13 protein-coding genes and 1 pseudogene are annotated in these 14,207 nt (G+C 63.2%); 9 read left to right on the top strand and 5 right to left on the bottom strand.

The features are described from left to right. The first annotated feature begins 6 nt into the window (after positions 1 to 6). From hisI to AC5O5I_RS26060, 9 genes and pseudogenes are all read left to right on the top strand, one after another. Positions 7 to 399 carry a phosphoribosyl-AMP cyclohydrolase gene (gene hisI / locus AC5O5I_RS26020; RefSeq protein WP_172220141.1) on the top strand — a complete coding sequence of 131 codons (393 nt, stop codon included), beginning with the start codon at positions 7 to 9 and terminating at the stop codon, positions 397 to 399. 1 nt (position 400) lies between these two features. Further along, a complete protein-coding gene (locus AC5O5I_RS26025; RefSeq protein WP_172220144.1) occupies positions 401 to 736 on the top strand; it encodes a phosphoribosyl-ATP diphosphatase in 336 nt (111 codons plus the stop codon). Between the two features lie 166 nt (positions 737 to 902). Further along, positions 903 to 1,175: a twin-arginine translocase TatA/TatE family subunit gene (locus AC5O5I_RS26030; protein WP_172220147.1), complete on the top strand. Its 273-nt coding sequence runs from the start codon at positions 903 to 905 to the stop codon at positions 1,173 to 1,175. A gap of 2 nt (positions 1,176 to 1,177) precedes the next feature. Continuing rightward, positions 1,178 to 1,555 carry a Sec-independent protein translocase protein TatB gene (gene tatB / locus AC5O5I_RS26035; RefSeq protein ID WP_172220150.1) on the top strand — a complete coding sequence of 126 codons (378 nt, stop codon included), beginning with the start codon at positions 1,178 to 1,180 and terminating at the stop codon, positions 1,553 to 1,555. After that, positions 1,552 to 2,340 carry a twin-arginine translocase subunit TatC gene (tatC, locus tag AC5O5I_RS26040; protein ID WP_172220153.1) on the top strand — a complete coding sequence of 263 codons (789 nt, stop codon included), beginning with the start codon at positions 1,552 to 1,554 and terminating at the stop codon, positions 2,338 to 2,340. Before tatB ends, tatC begins: the two co-directional genes overlap by 4 nt. Continuing rightward, positions 2,337 to 3,044 (top strand): 16S rRNA (uracil(1498)-N(3))-methyltransferase, encoded by a 708-nt coding sequence (locus AC5O5I_RS26045; protein ID WP_172220156.1) that lies wholly within the window; start codon positions 2,337 to 2,339, stop codon positions 3,042 to 3,044. The genes tatC and AC5O5I_RS26045 overlap by 4 nt, the downstream gene beginning before the upstream one ends. A 101-nt stretch (positions 3,045 to 3,145) precedes the next feature. Beyond that, the gene (locus AC5O5I_RS26050; protein WP_172220177.1) at positions 3,146 to 4,726 is read left to right on the top strand and encodes a methyl-accepting chemotaxis protein; all 1,581 of its coding nucleotides are present in this window, start codon (positions 3,146 to 3,148) and stop codon (positions 4,724 to 4,726) included. A 203-nt stretch (positions 4,727 to 4,929) separates the two neighbouring features. Beyond that, a pseudogene (locus AC5O5I_RS26055) lies at positions 4,930 to 6,018 on the top strand (methyl-accepting chemotaxis protein); the annotation flags it as partial. A gap of 141 nt (positions 6,019 to 6,159) precedes the next feature. Further along, the gene (locus tag AC5O5I_RS26060) at positions 6,160 to 6,873 is read left to right on the top strand and encodes a methyl-accepting chemotaxis protein (RefSeq protein ID WP_494512788.1); all 714 of its coding nucleotides are present in this window, start codon (positions 6,160 to 6,162) and stop codon (positions 6,871 to 6,873) included. A gap of 177 nt (positions 6,874 to 7,050) precedes the next feature. Here AC5O5I_RS26060 and AC5O5I_RS26065 read toward each other — a convergent pair whose 3' ends face one another. From AC5O5I_RS26065 to AC5O5I_RS26085, 5 genes are all read right to left on the bottom strand, one after another. Then, complete coding sequence (locus AC5O5I_RS26065) at positions 7,051 to 7,785, bottom strand: amino acid ABC transporter ATP-binding protein (RefSeq protein ID WP_494512789.1); 735 nt, start codon at positions 7,783 to 7,785, stop codon at positions 7,051 to 7,053. Continuing rightward, on the bottom strand, positions 7,778 to 8,740 hold the full coding sequence (locus tag AC5O5I_RS26070) for an amino acid ABC transporter permease (protein WP_494511779.1): 963 nt from the start codon (positions 8,738 to 8,740) through the stop codon (positions 7,778 to 7,780). Before AC5O5I_RS26070 ends, AC5O5I_RS26065 begins: the two co-directional genes overlap by 8 nt. A 78-nt stretch (positions 8,741 to 8,818) precedes the next feature. Continuing rightward, on the bottom strand, positions 8,819 to 9,616 hold the full coding sequence (locus AC5O5I_RS26075; RefSeq protein WP_172220220.1) for a transporter substrate-binding domain-containing protein: 798 nt from the start codon (positions 9,614 to 9,616) through the stop codon (positions 8,819 to 8,821). 232 nt (positions 9,617 to 9,848) lie between these two features. Further along, a complete protein-coding gene (gene mdoH / locus AC5O5I_RS26080; protein ID WP_172220202.1) occupies positions 9,849 to 12,422 on the bottom strand; it encodes a glucans biosynthesis glucosyltransferase MdoH in 2,574 nt (857 codons plus the stop codon). Next, complete coding sequence (locus AC5O5I_RS26085; protein ID WP_372242409.1) at positions 12,415 to 14,154, bottom strand: glucan biosynthesis protein G; 1,740 nt, start codon at positions 14,152 to 14,154, stop codon at positions 12,415 to 12,417. Before AC5O5I_RS26085 ends, mdoH begins: the two co-directional genes overlap by 8 nt. Positions 14,155 to 14,207: the final 53 nt, after the last annotated feature.

A 14,207-nucleotide genomic window follows, 5' to 3' on the forward strand; every position in this document is an offset into this window, starting at 1 on the left:
TCGACGATGAAAGACTGGCTGGACGAGATCAAGTGGAACAGCGACGGCCTGGTACCGGCTATCGCCCAGGACCACAAGACCGGACGCGTGCTGATGATGGCCTGGATGAACCGCGAATCGCTGGCCCTGACCGCCGCCGAGCAACGCGCCATCTACTGGTCACGGTCGCGTGGCAAGCTGTGGCGCAAAGGCGAAGAATCGGGCCATGTGCAGAAACTGCACGAAATGCGCCTGGACTGCGACGCCGACGTGATCATCCTGATGGTCGAGCAACTGGGCCATATCGCCTGCCATACCGGCCGTGAAAGCTGCTTCTACCGGGTTTTCGAAAACGGCCAGTGGAACACCGTCGACCCGGTCCTGAAGGACCCGGATGCCATCTACAGCGCAGGACACTGACATGAGCGACACCCTCGACCGCCTGGCCGAAGTGCTTGAAGAACGCAAGCAAGCGGCCCCTGACAGCTCCTACGTGGCCAGCCTGTACCACAAGGGCCTGAACAAGATTCTGGAAAAACTCGGCGAAGAGTCGATCGAGACGATCATTGCCGCCAAGGATGCCGCCGTCAGCAAGGATTACAGCGATGTCATCTATGAAACCGCCGACCTGTGGTTTCATAGCCTGGTGATGCTCAGCGCACTGGGCCAGCATCCGCAAGCCGTGCTCGATGAACTGGACCGCCGCTTTGGCTTGTCCGGTCATGATGAGAAGGCCGCACGAACGCCTTCTGCCTGATGTATTTTCGGGGCGTGCTGCGCGCCCCTGTGGGAGCGGGTTCACCCGCGAAGCTTGCAACGCGATATATGGCACCGGCTGCGCCGGTGTTCGCGGGTGAACCCGCTCCCACAAGGTTTGCAATGCAGCCCGGATAGGGCCAACACACAATATTCAGGAGTACGAAATGGGTATTTTTGACTGGAAACACTGGATCGTCCTGCTGGTCGTCGTGGTCCTGGTGTTCGGCACCAAGAAGCTGAAGAACTTCGGCAGTGACCTGGGCGAATCGATCAAGGGCTTCCGCAAGGCCATGAACGAAGAAGAGAACAAGCCGGCCGAGCAAACCCCGCCGCCCGCCCAGCCTGTGCCTCCGGTGCAGAACACTGCGCAACAGGCCCAAGGGCACACCATCGATGGCCAGGCCCAACCGGTCCAAGAGCCGCAGCGGAAAGACTGACCATGTTCGGCATCAGTTTCACCGAGCTGCTGCTCGTCGGCCTGGTCGCCCTGCTGGTGCTCGGCCCCGAGCGCCTGCCGGGTGCCGCGCGCACGGCAGGGCTGTGGATCGGCCGACTCAAGCGCAGCTTCAACAGCATCAAGATGGAAGTCGAGCGCGAAATCGGCGCCGACGACATACGCCGCCAGCTGCACAACGAGCATATCCTGCAGATGGAAGAGGAAGCCAAGCGCATTCTCAACCCGATGGCCACACCTGCGCAGCCGCCCGTGACCACCGCCACCGTGCAACCCCCTGCCGGGCTCGAAGCCAGGTCGGTCGAAGCACCTGCGGCACCGGTAGCCCCTTCTGAACCGCCTGAAACGCCGCGAGCCCCATGAGCGAGAATCCGGAACACGACCAGCCAATGCCGCTGGTTTCGCACCTGACCGAACTGCGCACCCGCCTGCTGCGCTGCGTCGCGGTCATTTTCCTGATCTTTGCCGGGCTGTTCTCCTTCGCCCAGCAGATCTACACCCTGGTCTCCGCGCCACTGCGTGATCACCTGCCGGCCAATGCAACGATGATCGCCACCGACGTGGCCTCGCCGTTCCTGACGCCGTTCAAGCTGACCATGATCGTGTCGCTGTTCCTGGCCATCCCGTTCATCCTCCAGCAAATCTGGGGGTTTATCGCACCTGGGCTGTACCGCCACGAAAAACGCATCGCCATACCGTTGCTGGTGTCGAGCATCCTGCTGTTCTACGCCGGCATGGCGTTCGCTTATTTCTTCGTATTCCCGCTGATGTTCAAGTTCTTCGCCGCCGCCACCCCGGCCGGTGTGTCGATGATGACCGACATCGCCAACTACCTCGACTTCGTGATGACGCTGTTCTTCGCCTTTGGCGTAGCCTTCGAAATCCCGGTGGCGGTGGTACTGCTGGTGTGGATCGGCGTGGTCGACGTGAAGTACCTGAAGAAAATCCGCCCGTACGTGATCATCGGATGCTTCGTAGTCGGCATGGTTCTTACCCCGCCGGACATCTTCTCCCAGACCCTGCTGGCCGTGCCCATGTGGCTGCTGTTCGAGGTAGGCCTGCTGTGCGGCAGCCTGATTCGCAAGCGCAGTACCCACGACGAAACCGCCGATGACCATAACGATCAGCCGCCTGCGACCCAATCGTGAACCTGTTGCTCCTTGAAGAGGCCGACTTCGTTTCGGCCGACCGTGTCGTTCTCGCTGATCGGCGCTTCACCCACATGCAGGAAATCCATCGCGTGGCGGTGGGCGACAACCTGCGCGTGGGCCGTATCAACGGCCTGATGGGCAAGGCTACCGTGCTGCGCCTGGACAAGCACGAAGCCGAACTTGAAGTCGCCTTCGACCAGCAGCCGCCAACCAAACTGCCGCTGACCCTGGTGCTGGCTGTGCCACGGCCGAAAATGCTGCGGCGGCTGTTCCAGACCGTGGCGACGCTGGGCGTGCCGCGGCTGATCCTGCTGAACAGCTACAAGGTCGAGAAAAGCTTCTGGCAAACGCCCTTCCTGCAGCCGGAAAGCATCCGCGACAACCTTATCCTCGGCCTCGAGCAGGCGCGCGATACCGTGCTGCCCGAGGTGATCATCGAAAAGCGCTTCAAGCCCTTCGTCGAAGACCGTCTGCCGGCCATCGCCGCCGGTACTCTCGGCCTGGTAGGCCACCCCGGCCCCTACCCCGCCTGCCCGCGCGCCGTGGAACAAGCCGTGACCCTGGCCATCGGCCCCGAGGGTGGCTGGATCCCCTACGAAGTCGACCTGCTGGGCAAGGCCGGCTTGGCGCCAGTGCAGTTGGGTGATCGCATCTTGCGCGTCGAGACTGCAGTAACTGCGCTGCTTTCGCGTATTTTCTGACGTAAACGCCACTTTTTCGCCCATCAAGTTTCCCTCCCCCAGGCCGATGGCCTTGGCAACACAACAACTATTTGTGCTGCCAAGGCGCCGGGGAGTCGTACATGTATCAAGGGTTAGCCCAATCGTTGGGCAATGTGAGCGTCAATCGCAAACTGGGGCTGGGCTTCGGCCTGGTGCTGCTGCTGACCCTGGCCATCACCGTGACCGGCTGGCTGGGCATGGACAGCATCATCGATCGTGGCGACAAGCTGGGCAATATCTCGGTGATTCACCAGTACACCCAGGACTTGCGCATTGCCCGGCAACACTACGAACGCAACCGCGACAACGTGGCCGTGGCAGAGCTGGAGAAGGCCCTGAACGACCTGGAGCGGCAGATCCAGCTGATGCTAGGGCAGATCGACCAACCTGAGGATCAGCAACGCCTTCAGCAGCAGCTGGCAGCCGTACGCGAATATCGGCAAGCGTACGCCGACCTCAGCCGGTCCGCTGCCGACCCGGACGCCACGGAGCAGGCATTGCGGCGCATGGCCGACCAGGGCACGGTCTTGCTGAAAGCCAGCCAGGCGATGACTGCCTCGCAAACCGTCGTGCGCGATGAAGGTGCCGCGCGGGCCAAGAGCCTGCTCGCCATGGCTACGGTGCTGGCGCTGGCGTTGGGCCTGCTGGCAGCCTGGGCCATCACCCGGCAGATCATCATCCCGCTGCGCCAGACCTTGCGCGCCGCCGAACGCGTGGCCAATGGCGACCTGACCGAGAACCAGCTGCAGGTGCAGCGACGCGATGAACTGGGCCAGTTGCAAGCCAGCATGCAGCGCATGACCCAGGGCCTGCGCGAACTGATCGGCGGCATCGGCGATGGCGTCACCCAGATTGCCAGTGCGGCCGAACAGCTGTCGGCTGTCACCGAGCAGACCAGCGCGGGGGTCAACAACCAGAAGGTCGAGACCGATCAGGTAGCGACCGCCATGAACCAGATGACTGCCACCGTGCATGAAGTGGCACGCAATGCGGAACAGGCCTCGGAGGCCGCCCTGATGGCCGACCAGCAGGCCCGTGAAGGCGACCGGGTAGTCGGCGAGGCGGTCGCGCAGATCGAGCGCCTGGCCGGAGAAGTGGTCAACTCAAGCGAGGCGATGAACCAGCTCAAGGCCGAAAGCGACAAGATCGGCAGTGTGCTCGACGTGATCAAGTCGGTAGCGCAGCAGACCAACCTGCTTGCCCTCAACGCGGCCATCGAAGCCGCCCGCGCCGGCGAGGCTGGCCGTGGCTTTGCCGTGGTAGCCGACGAAGTGCGCAGCCTGGCCCAGCGTACCCAGCAGTCGACCGAAGAGATTGAAGAGCTGATCGCCGGCCTGCAAAGCGGCACCCAACGGGTGGCCAGCGTGATGGACAACAGCCGCCAGCTGACCGACAGCAGCGTCGAGCTGACCCGCCGTGCCGGCAGCTCGCTGGAGACGATCACCCGTACCGTATCGTCGATCCAGGCGATGAACCAGCAGATTGCCACGGCGGCGGAGGAACAGACGGCGGTAGCCGAGGAGATCAACCGCAGCGTCATGAATGTGCGGGATATCTCCGACCAGACCTCGGCGGCCAGTGAAGAGACGGCCAGTTCGAGTGTGGAGCTGGCGCGGCTAGGCACCCATTTACAGGGGTTGGTGGGGCGGTTCAGGCTCTGATCTGGAGAATTTATAGCCTGTGCCGGCCTCTTCGCGGGTGAACCCGCGAAGAGGCCGGCACAGGGCGAAACATTTCCTACCCACTGCAGCGAATTTTCCTACCTGATTATCAGGTCAAGTCCTACAGCTCCGCTGCCGATTGGCAAAGGTGTGATGCCAGCAATGCGCCTGCATCCCCTCTCTCAATCGCTCGGAGACTTCCCATGCTCGGCTACCTCAACCGCAAGCTCGGCAACATCAGCGTCGCTGCCAAGCTGGCCCTAGGCTTTGCCGTGGTCCTGCTGCTTACCCTGGCCACCACGATCAGCGGCTGGCGCGCGCTGGATGACGCCATTGTTCGCTCGCAGCAACTCAGCGAAATCGGCCTGATCAACGACCTGACCAAGGACCTGCGCGCGGAACGCATCACCTACCGCGTGCTCGACGACGACGCCAGCAAATCGCGGATGGGCAGTATCCTCGACCAGCTCGACAACATGCTGACCACGCTGCAACAACGCAGCAGCGTCGATGAATCGCGGCAAATGCTGACTGAAAAGCTGGCCCTGCTGCAGCGCCTGCGCGACGACTTCAGCGAACTGCAACGCAGTGTCGCCAATCGCATTGCCTTGCGCGAGGCCATGCAGGTGCAGGAGCAAAAGCTCAATGCAGTCATCGACGAACTGCAGACCCAGGCCTTGCTCAAGATGCCTGCCGACAGCCAGCAAAGTGGCGTGCTAGGCCTGATGGACACGCTCACCCGGCATGTCGACGGCGCCAATCAGCAGAGCCTGGTACCGGCCTATACCTTCACCCCCGTCGAAGACTTTGCCAAGGTCGGCGACAGCGCCTTGAACGCCGCCGACAATAGCCTTGGGCAACTGCTCAGGGGCCTGGCGCCGCTGGGCTTGCCACGCGCACTCAGTGAACAGCCGGGGGTCGAGCTGGCCAAGTATCGCGCCATCCTGGACCAGTATCGTCGCGCTGCCGTGCGCGTCGAGCAGCTGCAAAACAACATGGAAAATATGGGCAACGAACTGCGCGCGGTCAGCCTGGAGCTGGGCAAACGCAAGGTCGCACAACGCGACAGCGAAGCCCTGGCTGCCCGCTCACTGCTGACCACCGTGGCGCTGCTGGCGCTGGCGGTTGGGGTGCTGGCCGCCTGGCTGATCACCTTGCAGATAACCCAGCCCTTGCGCCAGACGCTGGCTGTAGCCGCACGCATTGCCAAGGGCGACCTGACCCAGGTCGACACGGTGCAACGCCGCGACGAGATGGGCCAGTTGCAGAGCAGCATGCGCGAGATGACCCTGAGCCTGCGCGCGCTTATCGGTGGTATCGACCAGGGTGTCGGCCAGCTGTCCCAGGCCGCCACGCAGCTGGCGGCCAGCAGCGAAGACACCAAGCTGCGCATCAACCAGCAGCGCGAGGAAACCGACCAGGTGGCCACCGCCATGAACCAGATGAGCGCCACCGTGCAGGAAGTGGCGCAGAACGCCGAGCAAGCCTCGCTGGCCGCCACCAACGCTGACCAGCAGGCGCAGATGGGTGACCAGGTGGTCGCCGAAGCCATCGGCCGCATCGAGCAACTGGCCGGGCAGATGGACCATTGCCTGGCCGCCATGCAGCACCTGGCGGGCGAGAGCCAGCGCATTGGCAGCATCCTCGATGTGATCAAGTCGGTGTCCGAGCAGACCAACCTGCTGGCCCTGAACGCGGCGATCGAAGCAGCGCGGGCGGGGGAAGCCGGGCGCGGGTTTGCCGTGGTGGCCGATGAGGTGCGCGGGTTGGCCCAGCGAACTTCGACCGCGACAGAGGAAATCGGCCAATTGATCGACAGCCTGCACAACGGTACCGACGAAGTGACCCGGCTACTGGACAGCAGCAAGAGCCTGACCGAGCAGAGCGTGGAGCTGAGCCGCAGGGCTGGCGATGCGCTGAGCCAGATCACCGACACGGTGTCGAACATCCAGGGCATGAACCAGCAGATCGCCACGGCCAGCGAAGAGCAGAGCGTGGTGGCCGAGCAGATCAACCGCAGTGTGCTGAACGTGCGGGATGTGTCTGATCAGACCAGTGCGGCCAGTGAGCAGACGGCGGCGTCGAGTGGCGAGCTGGAGCAGTTGGGGCGGGAGTTGCGGGGGATGGTAGGGCGTTTCAACATCTGAGATTGCCGGAGCTGCTCGCAGCCCAATCGCTGGCAAGCCAGCTCCCACAGGGAATGCACAATTCTCAATACTGCGGTGTGCCTGCAACAGCAACCATGTAGCTCAGTTCCCAGAGGCCGGCGCGATCCCTCTGGGGGCTGGCTTGCCGGCGAAAGGGGCGCAAAGCGCCCCCGGCCATTACAGCACCTGGCGCAGGAACGCCTGCGCACGCGGGTCTTTCGGTGCGGCAAAGAACTCCGCCGGCGGCGAATCTTCCAGCAGCTTGCCGTGGTCGAAGAACAGCACCCGGTCGGCCACTTCGCGGGCAAAGCCCATTTCGTGGGTGACGCAGACCATGGTCATGCCTTCCTGGGCCAGGGTCTTCATCACGTCCAGCACTTCGCCGACCATTTCCGGGTCCAGCGCCGAGGTCGGCTCGTCGAACAGCATCACCTTCGGGTCCATGGCCAGGGCACGGGCAATGGCTACGCGCTGCTGCTGGCCGCCGGACAGGCGCGAAGGGTATTCATTGGCCTTCTGGGCAATACCTACCTTCTCCAGCAACGCTCGGGCCTTGACTTCGCGCTCGGCCTTGTTGCGCTTGCGCACCACCTTCTGTGCCAGGCACAGGTTTTCCAGCACGGTCATGTGCGGGAACAGGTTGAAGTGCTGGAACACCATGCCGACTTCGCGGCGGTAGGCGTTGATGTCGGTTTTCGGGTCGGCCAGCTGCAAGCCGTCGATGGCCACGTGGCCTTCGTCGAAGTGCTCCAGGCCGTTGAGGCAGCGCAGGAAGGTCGACTTGCCCGAACCCGACGGGCCCAGCACCACCACCACTTCGGCCTTGGCCACGCGGGTGGTGACGTTGTCTACCGCACGCACCACCTGGCCGCGGGTATCGAAGATCTTTACCAGGTCACGAACTTCAATCACTTTGCGCAAGCCTCCGCTCAAGCCGGCTGGCAATGTGCGACAGCGGCAGGTTGATCAGCAGGTACAGGCCTGCCACGCAGAACCAGATCTCGAAGGTCGAGAACGAGGTGGTGATGGCCTCGCGGCCGCTCTTGGTCAGCTCGGTGATGGCGATCACCGACACCAGCGACGTGTCCTTGACCAGGCTGATGAACTGCCCAGCCAGCGGTGGCAGCACGCGCTTGAACGCCTGCGGCAGGATCACGTGGCGCATCGACTGGCTGGTGTTCAGCCCCAGCGAGCGGGCTGCTTCGTTCTGGCCCTTGGCGATCGACTGCACGCCGGCACGGACGATTTCCGCCACGTAGGCGCCGGTGAACAGCGCCAGCGCCGCTACCCCGGCGAACTCGCGGGACAGATTGAGCACGGTGCCGATAAAGAAGTAGAAGATGAAGATCTGCACCAGCAGCGGCGTGCCGCGCACCAGCTCGACATAGACGGTGGACAGGTCACGCAGGGTCGGGTTGTTCGACAACCGGCACAACCCGGCGAACAGGCCGATCAGCAGGCCCAGCGCGCCGGACACTACCGAAATCCACAGCGTGGTCCACAGGCCCCAGGCCAGCGGGCCCGCGGCCCAATGCCGGGTTACGCCGATCGCGTCGCCTTCGGCAACATCGTCGCCGCGGCTCAGTTGCAGGCTGTCCTTGGCCACCTCAAGCACTTGCTCGGCGCCGCTGTCGTCCTTCAGCGTGACACGGGCGTTATCGCCGGAGATGACGATTTCCTGCACGGTACCGTAACCGGCGGCGCGCTGCGTATCCTCGGCCTTGTAGGCGAAATACTGGGGTACGCGGTTCCAGCGCCACTCGTAGGAAATCATCGAGGTAGCCATGTACAGGCTGATCGCCAGGCCCACCAGGACCAGGGCGGTCAGCCCATGCCAGGGCCACTGGGCTTTCTTGTATTTGATCACGTGGGGTACTTCCGTAAATGCGAACGCGCAGGGTTTGCCTGCGCGTCGGGGTCATAAAGCCGGCTTGTGGCCTGGGCTTTATTCCATTTCCTTTAGCCAGTCCTTGTTCTTGAACCACTTGTCGTGGATACGATCGTAGGTCCCGTCATGCTTGATCTGGTGCAGGAAGTTGTTGATGAAGTTGATGCTGTCGTAGTCGCCTTTCTTCAGGCCGAAGGCCAGCGGCTCGTAGGTGAAGGGTTCTTCGAGGAACAGCAGCTTGCCGGCCCCGGCCTTCTCCACTGCCACAACGTTGTACGGGGCGTCATAGACAAAGGCGTCAGCCTTGCCGTTGACCACATCCATCACCGCCTCTTGCTCGTTGTCGTAGCCATGGTACTGGGCCTTGCCGATCAGCTTCTTGGAAACCATCTCGCCGGTGGTGCCGAGCTTGGAGGTGAGGCGGTACTTCTCGTTGTTCAGGTCCTTGTACGACTTGATCTCGCCGGCCAGTTCCTTGCGGATCAGCAGGGTCTGGCCAACCACGATGAAGGGCTCGCTGAAGTTCAGGCGCAGGTTGCGTTCCTGGGTCAGGGTCATGCCGCTGCCGATCATGTCGAACTTGTCAGTCAGCAGGGCCGGGATGATGCCGTCATAGGCGGTGGAAACGGCCTCGAACTTCACGCCCATGGACTTGGCCATGGCCTTGAGGATATCGACCTCGAAGCCGATGATCTCGCCACGCTTGTTGGTCATCTGGAACGGCATGTAGGTCGGGTCCATGCCCACCCGCAAGGTGCCGCGCTTGACCGCGTCATCGATGGCGCCCGCCTGGGCTGCCGTGACTGCGACCAGGGCGGTAACACCGACCAGCAGCCGCGAAAGGTATTTCTTGATCATCACCAAGTCCCCTAGCAAGAAAAGTAGCGAATCTTATTGTTGGCACGGCCGTACTGGCCGATGTGGCATATCGGGGAGGGATGCTAACGCATGGCGGCCCGGGGACCTAGAGTTGAGGGGGACTTTGTTGGCCAAAATAGGGGGGCCCTAAAAGCTTCGCGGGTGAACCCGCTCCCACAAGGTACTGAACAGCCCCTGTGGGAGCGGGTTCACCCGCGAATAGGCCCTGTCAGGCGCCGACGAGTGCCGGCTGGCCTTCATTCTCCGGGTGCAACGGCAACAGCGGCGAATGCGGGTCGTTCTTGATAGAAGCACGCCACACATCGATCCACGCCGCATTATGCTCGGCCCATACTTGCTCATGCAGGCGGGTCAGTGCCACCGGGTCGCTGAGCAGGGCCAGGCGGGTATTGAGGTCCAGCCCTTTCGGCCCGACCTCCATTGCCTTGGCCACGCGCTCGGCACGCAGTGCCTCGATCGGCGCCGCCTGGCCGTGCCGGGCAGTGGCCATGGCGCAGGCCAGGGCGTTCTGCCGTGGGTCGACCACCGCCCGCACGAAGCCGTCATGCAGGGCATGCCAGCGGTTCTCGTGGGTGTACTGGTCAGTGGCCAGCAGCTCTTGCGGGGTGGCGTATTCCTCGGGGATGAGGAACAGCTTCTCGTCCTTGGCCGCCAGGCCCAGGCGGGTGCGGCTGGAAATCACCGAAACCGGGATCGACAGCACCAGCGAACCGACGATCGGCGCCAGCCACCACAGGAAGCTCGGGTTCAGCCAGGCCACCAGCGATGCCCAGGCAATGCCCAGCAGGGTCTGCGGGCCATGGCGGCGCACGGCTTCGCTCCACGGCGTGGAGTCGTCGTCACGCTGGGGCGAGTTCCAGGTCGCAGCCCAGCCGAGGAACGCGGCCAGCACGAAGCGGGTGTGGAAGATCATGCGCACCGGTGCCAGCAGCATGGAGAACAGCATCTCCATCAGCATCGACAGGGTGACCTTGATCCGCCCACCAAACTCGGTGGCGCCCTTGGCCCAGATCAGGATGACGCTGAGCAGCTTGGGCAGGAACAGCAGCACGATGGTGGTGGAGAACAGCGCCACGGCCTTTTCCGGGTGCCACTGCGGCCACAGCGGGTACAGCTGGTACGGTTCGATGAAATACTGCGGTTCCATCAGGGTGTTGGTCGCCAGCAGCGCCGTCGACAGCACCAGGAACAGGAACCACAGCGGCGCCGACAGGTACGACATCACCCCGGTCAGGAACACCGCGCGATGCACCGGGTGCATGCCCTTGACCAGGAACAGGCGGAAGTTCATCAGGTTGCCGTGGCACCAGCGGCGGTCACGCTTGAGCTCGTCCAGCAGGTTGGGCGGCAGCTCTTCGTAACTGCCTGGCAGGTCGTAGGCGATCCACACTCCCCAGCCGGCACGGCGCATCAGCGCAGCTTCGACGAAGTCGTGGGAAAGAATTGCCCCGGCAAACGCGCCCTTGCCCGGCAACGGCGCCAGCGCGCAGTGCTCGATGAAGGGTTTCATGCGGATGATCGCGTTGTGGCCCCAGTAGTGCGATTCGCCCAGCTGCCAGAAGTGCAGGCCGGCGGTGAACAGCGGGCCGTACACGCGGGTGGCAAACTGCTGCATGCGCGCATACAGGGTGTCCATGCCCGAGGCTCTCGGGCCGGTCTGGATGATGCCGGCGTCCGGGTTGGCCTCCATCAGGCGCACCAGGCTGCTCAGGCACTCGCCGCTCATGACGCTGTCGGCGTCGAGCACGACCATGTACTTGTAATCGCCACCCCAGCGACGGCAGAAGTCGTCGAGGTTGCCACTCTTGCGCTTCACCCGGCGCCGGCGGCGACGGTAGAAGATGCGGCCGAAGCCCTTGGTCTCGCGGCACACGTCCAGCCAGGCTTGTTGCTCGGCCACGGCGATGTCGGTGTCATTGGTGTCGCTGAGCACGAAGAAGTCAAAACGGTCGAGGTTGCCGCTGGCGGCTACCGATTCGAACGTTGCACGCAGGCCGGCGAACACGCGCGGCACGTCTTCGTTGCAGATCGGCATCACCAGCGCGGTACGCGCCTCGGGTGCAATCGGCTCATTGCCGGCACTGCTGCCCGAAATCTTGTACTTGTCGCGCCCGGTGAGCAGCTCGAGGAAGCCCATCAGCGCGGTCCAGAAGCCCGCCGACACCCAGCAGAAGAGGATGCCGAAGAGAATCAGGATGGATGTCTGCAGGGCATACGGCCACACCTGCACCACCGTGTCCCACAGCGACTGGCTGAGGATTTCGTCGAGGTCGACAAACGACCAGCCCTGGTACGGCAGGATGCCCTTCATGTACCAGCCAGCGATGATGGTCTGGCCGATCATCAGGGTCAGCAGGATGTAACGGCGGATCGAACCGACCGTACGCCAGCGTGCCGGCGGCAGCTCGCGCTTGGGCGGCTGCGGCGCATTCGGGCGACCGGTCATGCGCCGCCACATGCGGATCAGCACGTTGGTCCGCCAAGGCTCTGGCACGACCTTGGTGCGGTTGATCGGCGGGGCGATCTTCAGGCACAGGCGGCCGCTGCCATCGACGCCGAGCATTTCGGCGTCTTCCAGTTCGGCGGCACTGCCAACGGTCAGGCGTGAGCCGACCGAGGCCTGCACCGCCTCGGCGGAATCGGCGGCCGGGTTGGCCGCCAGGCGTTGGTGCAGCTCACTGAACGAGGTGCAGCTGGCAAGTTCCGCCCGTTGCTCGTCGCTCAATGGTAGGTGGGCCAGGTACTCGCCAAGCGGTACCGGCCTTGCGCTTGAGTTACTCATCGGCAGGCAACTGATAGCTCCAGGTCTCGGTCAGCACCTTCTCGGTGGTGGCCGGGGCCCCGTTGGTGGGCGCCGCATCGGCGGCAGGTTGGTCAGCCTTGGCAGGTTGCTCGGCCTTGACCGCTTTTTCGGCCTTGGCATGCTTGGCTGCGGCCTTGTCCTGCTTGGTGTCCTGGGAAGGCTTGGCGGGCTCGACCGGTACGTCGCGCACCAGCGAGGCACGCATTTCGGTCGACTTGTTGGCTTCCTTGACCTTCAAGCGCAGGGTCAGGCGCCAGCCCTTGGTCTCAGGGTTATAGCGCAGATTGTTCTCGACCACCTCGGCGTTGTCGCCCACGCTGATCAGGCTGCGCACTGCGGTGTCTTCCGGCAGGGCGGCCAGGGCCGGGCCTGCGAAATCGACCAGGAAGGCCACGCTGCCGTCTGGCTGACGGATCAGGTTGGACTGCTTGACGTCGCCGGTGGAGCGCAGGGTCTGCTTGACCGAGCCCAGTTCAGCCGCCTGGAACTTCGCTTCATCAATGGTGAAGTGCAGGCGGTAGGCGTACTCGAACGGCTTGCCTGGCTCAGGCAGTTTTTCCGGGCTCCAGAAGGCAACGATATTGTCGTTGGTTTCGTCCGCAGTCGGGATCTCTACCAGATCGACGGTGCCTTTGCCCCAGTCACCCTTTGGCTCGATCCAGGCGCTTGGACGCTTCTGGTAGTTGTCGTCGAGGTCTTCATAGTCGCTGAAGGCGCGCTGACGCTGCATCAGGCCGAAACCGCGCGGGTTTTCAACGCTGAAGTTGCTCACCGCCAGGTGTTTCGGGTTGTTCAGCGGACGCCACAGCCACTCGCCGTTGTCGGCATGAATCGACAGGCCTTCGGAATCGTGCAGGGCCGGGCGATAGTTGAGGACCTTGGATGGCTGGTTGGGGCCGAACAGGTACATGCTGGTCAACGGCGCAATGCCCAGGCGGCTGACCTGGTCACGCAGGAACACGCGGGACTGCACGTCGACCACAGTGTCGTTGCCCGGGCGCAGGGTCAGCTTGTAGGCGCCGGTAGAACGCGGCGAGTCCAGCAGGGCGTAGATCACCAGGTGCTTGTCGGCCGGTTTGGGCTTCTCGACCCAGAACTCGGTAAAGCGCGGGAATTCTTCGCCCGACGGCAGTGCGGTGTCGATGGCCAGGCCACGCGCCGACAAACCGTAGACATGGCCCTTGCCGACCACGCGGAAATAGCTGGCGCCAAGCAGGGTCATGATCTCGTCCTGCTTGTCGGCCTTGTTGATCGGGTAAAGCACGCGGAAACCGGCGTAACCCAGGTTCTTGGTGGTTTCCGGGTCGTGCGGCACGTCACCGAACTCGAAACGGCTCGGGTCGTACTTGATTTCCTCGACCGTGGTGGCCGTGACCTCGTTGATTTTCACCGGGGTGTCGAAGTGCATGCCCTGGTGATAGAACGACAGCTTGAATGGGGTCTTGTCCTTGGCCCACTCGGCCTTTTCCTGCAGGAAATGAATTTTCTGGTAATCCGCGAACTTCATGTCGCGGAATACTGCCGGCAGGTTGCTTTTTGGTGCGTCGTACTTCTGGCCGGCCAGATCCTTTGCCTTGGCTGCAACATCGTCAAGATTGAATGCCCACAGCTGGCCCGCGCTCATCAGGCCGACCAGAGCCACGCTGGCCATCAGGGCCTTGCGCAGGCGGATGCCGGGGATTCTTGATGCTTTTTGGGGACTAACAATCACGAGCAACCCTCGCCGAAAACAGATCATGAAACCAACGGCCAGCGACAAATGCC

This window comes from Pseudomonas sp. 9_2_1 (assembly GCF_059295275.1).

Excerpts from the sequence above, each read along its gene's own strand:
- mdoH (WP_172220202.1), bottom strand. The coding sequence starts at position 12,422 with ATGAGTAACTCAAGCGCAAGGCCGGTACCGCTTGGCGAGTACCTGGCC.
- AC5O5I_RS26050 (WP_172220177.1), top strand. The coding sequence starts at position 3,146 with ATGTATCAAGGGTTAGCCCAATCGTTGGGCAATGTGAGCGTCAATCGC.
- hisI (WP_172220141.1), top strand. The coding sequence starts at position 7 with ATGAAAGACTGGCTGGACGAGATCAAGTGGAACAGCGACGGCCTGGTA.
- AC5O5I_RS26060 (WP_494512788.1), top strand. The coding sequence starts at position 6,160 with ATGAACCAGATGAGCGCCACCGTGCAGGAAGTGGCGCAGAACGCCGAG.
- tatB (WP_172220150.1), top strand. The coding sequence starts at position 1,178 with ATGTTCGGCATCAGTTTCACCGAGCTGCTGCTCGTCGGCCTGGTCGCC.
- AC5O5I_RS26030 (WP_172220147.1), top strand. The coding sequence starts at position 903 with ATGGGTATTTTTGACTGGAAACACTGGATCGTCCTGCTGGTCGTCGTG.
- AC5O5I_RS26025 (WP_172220144.1), top strand. The coding sequence starts at position 401 with ATGAGCGACACCCTCGACCGCCTGGCCGAAGTGCTTGAAGAACGCAAG.
- tatC (WP_172220153.1), top strand. The coding sequence starts at position 1,552 with ATGAGCGAGAATCCGGAACACGACCAGCCAATGCCGCTGGTTTCGCAC.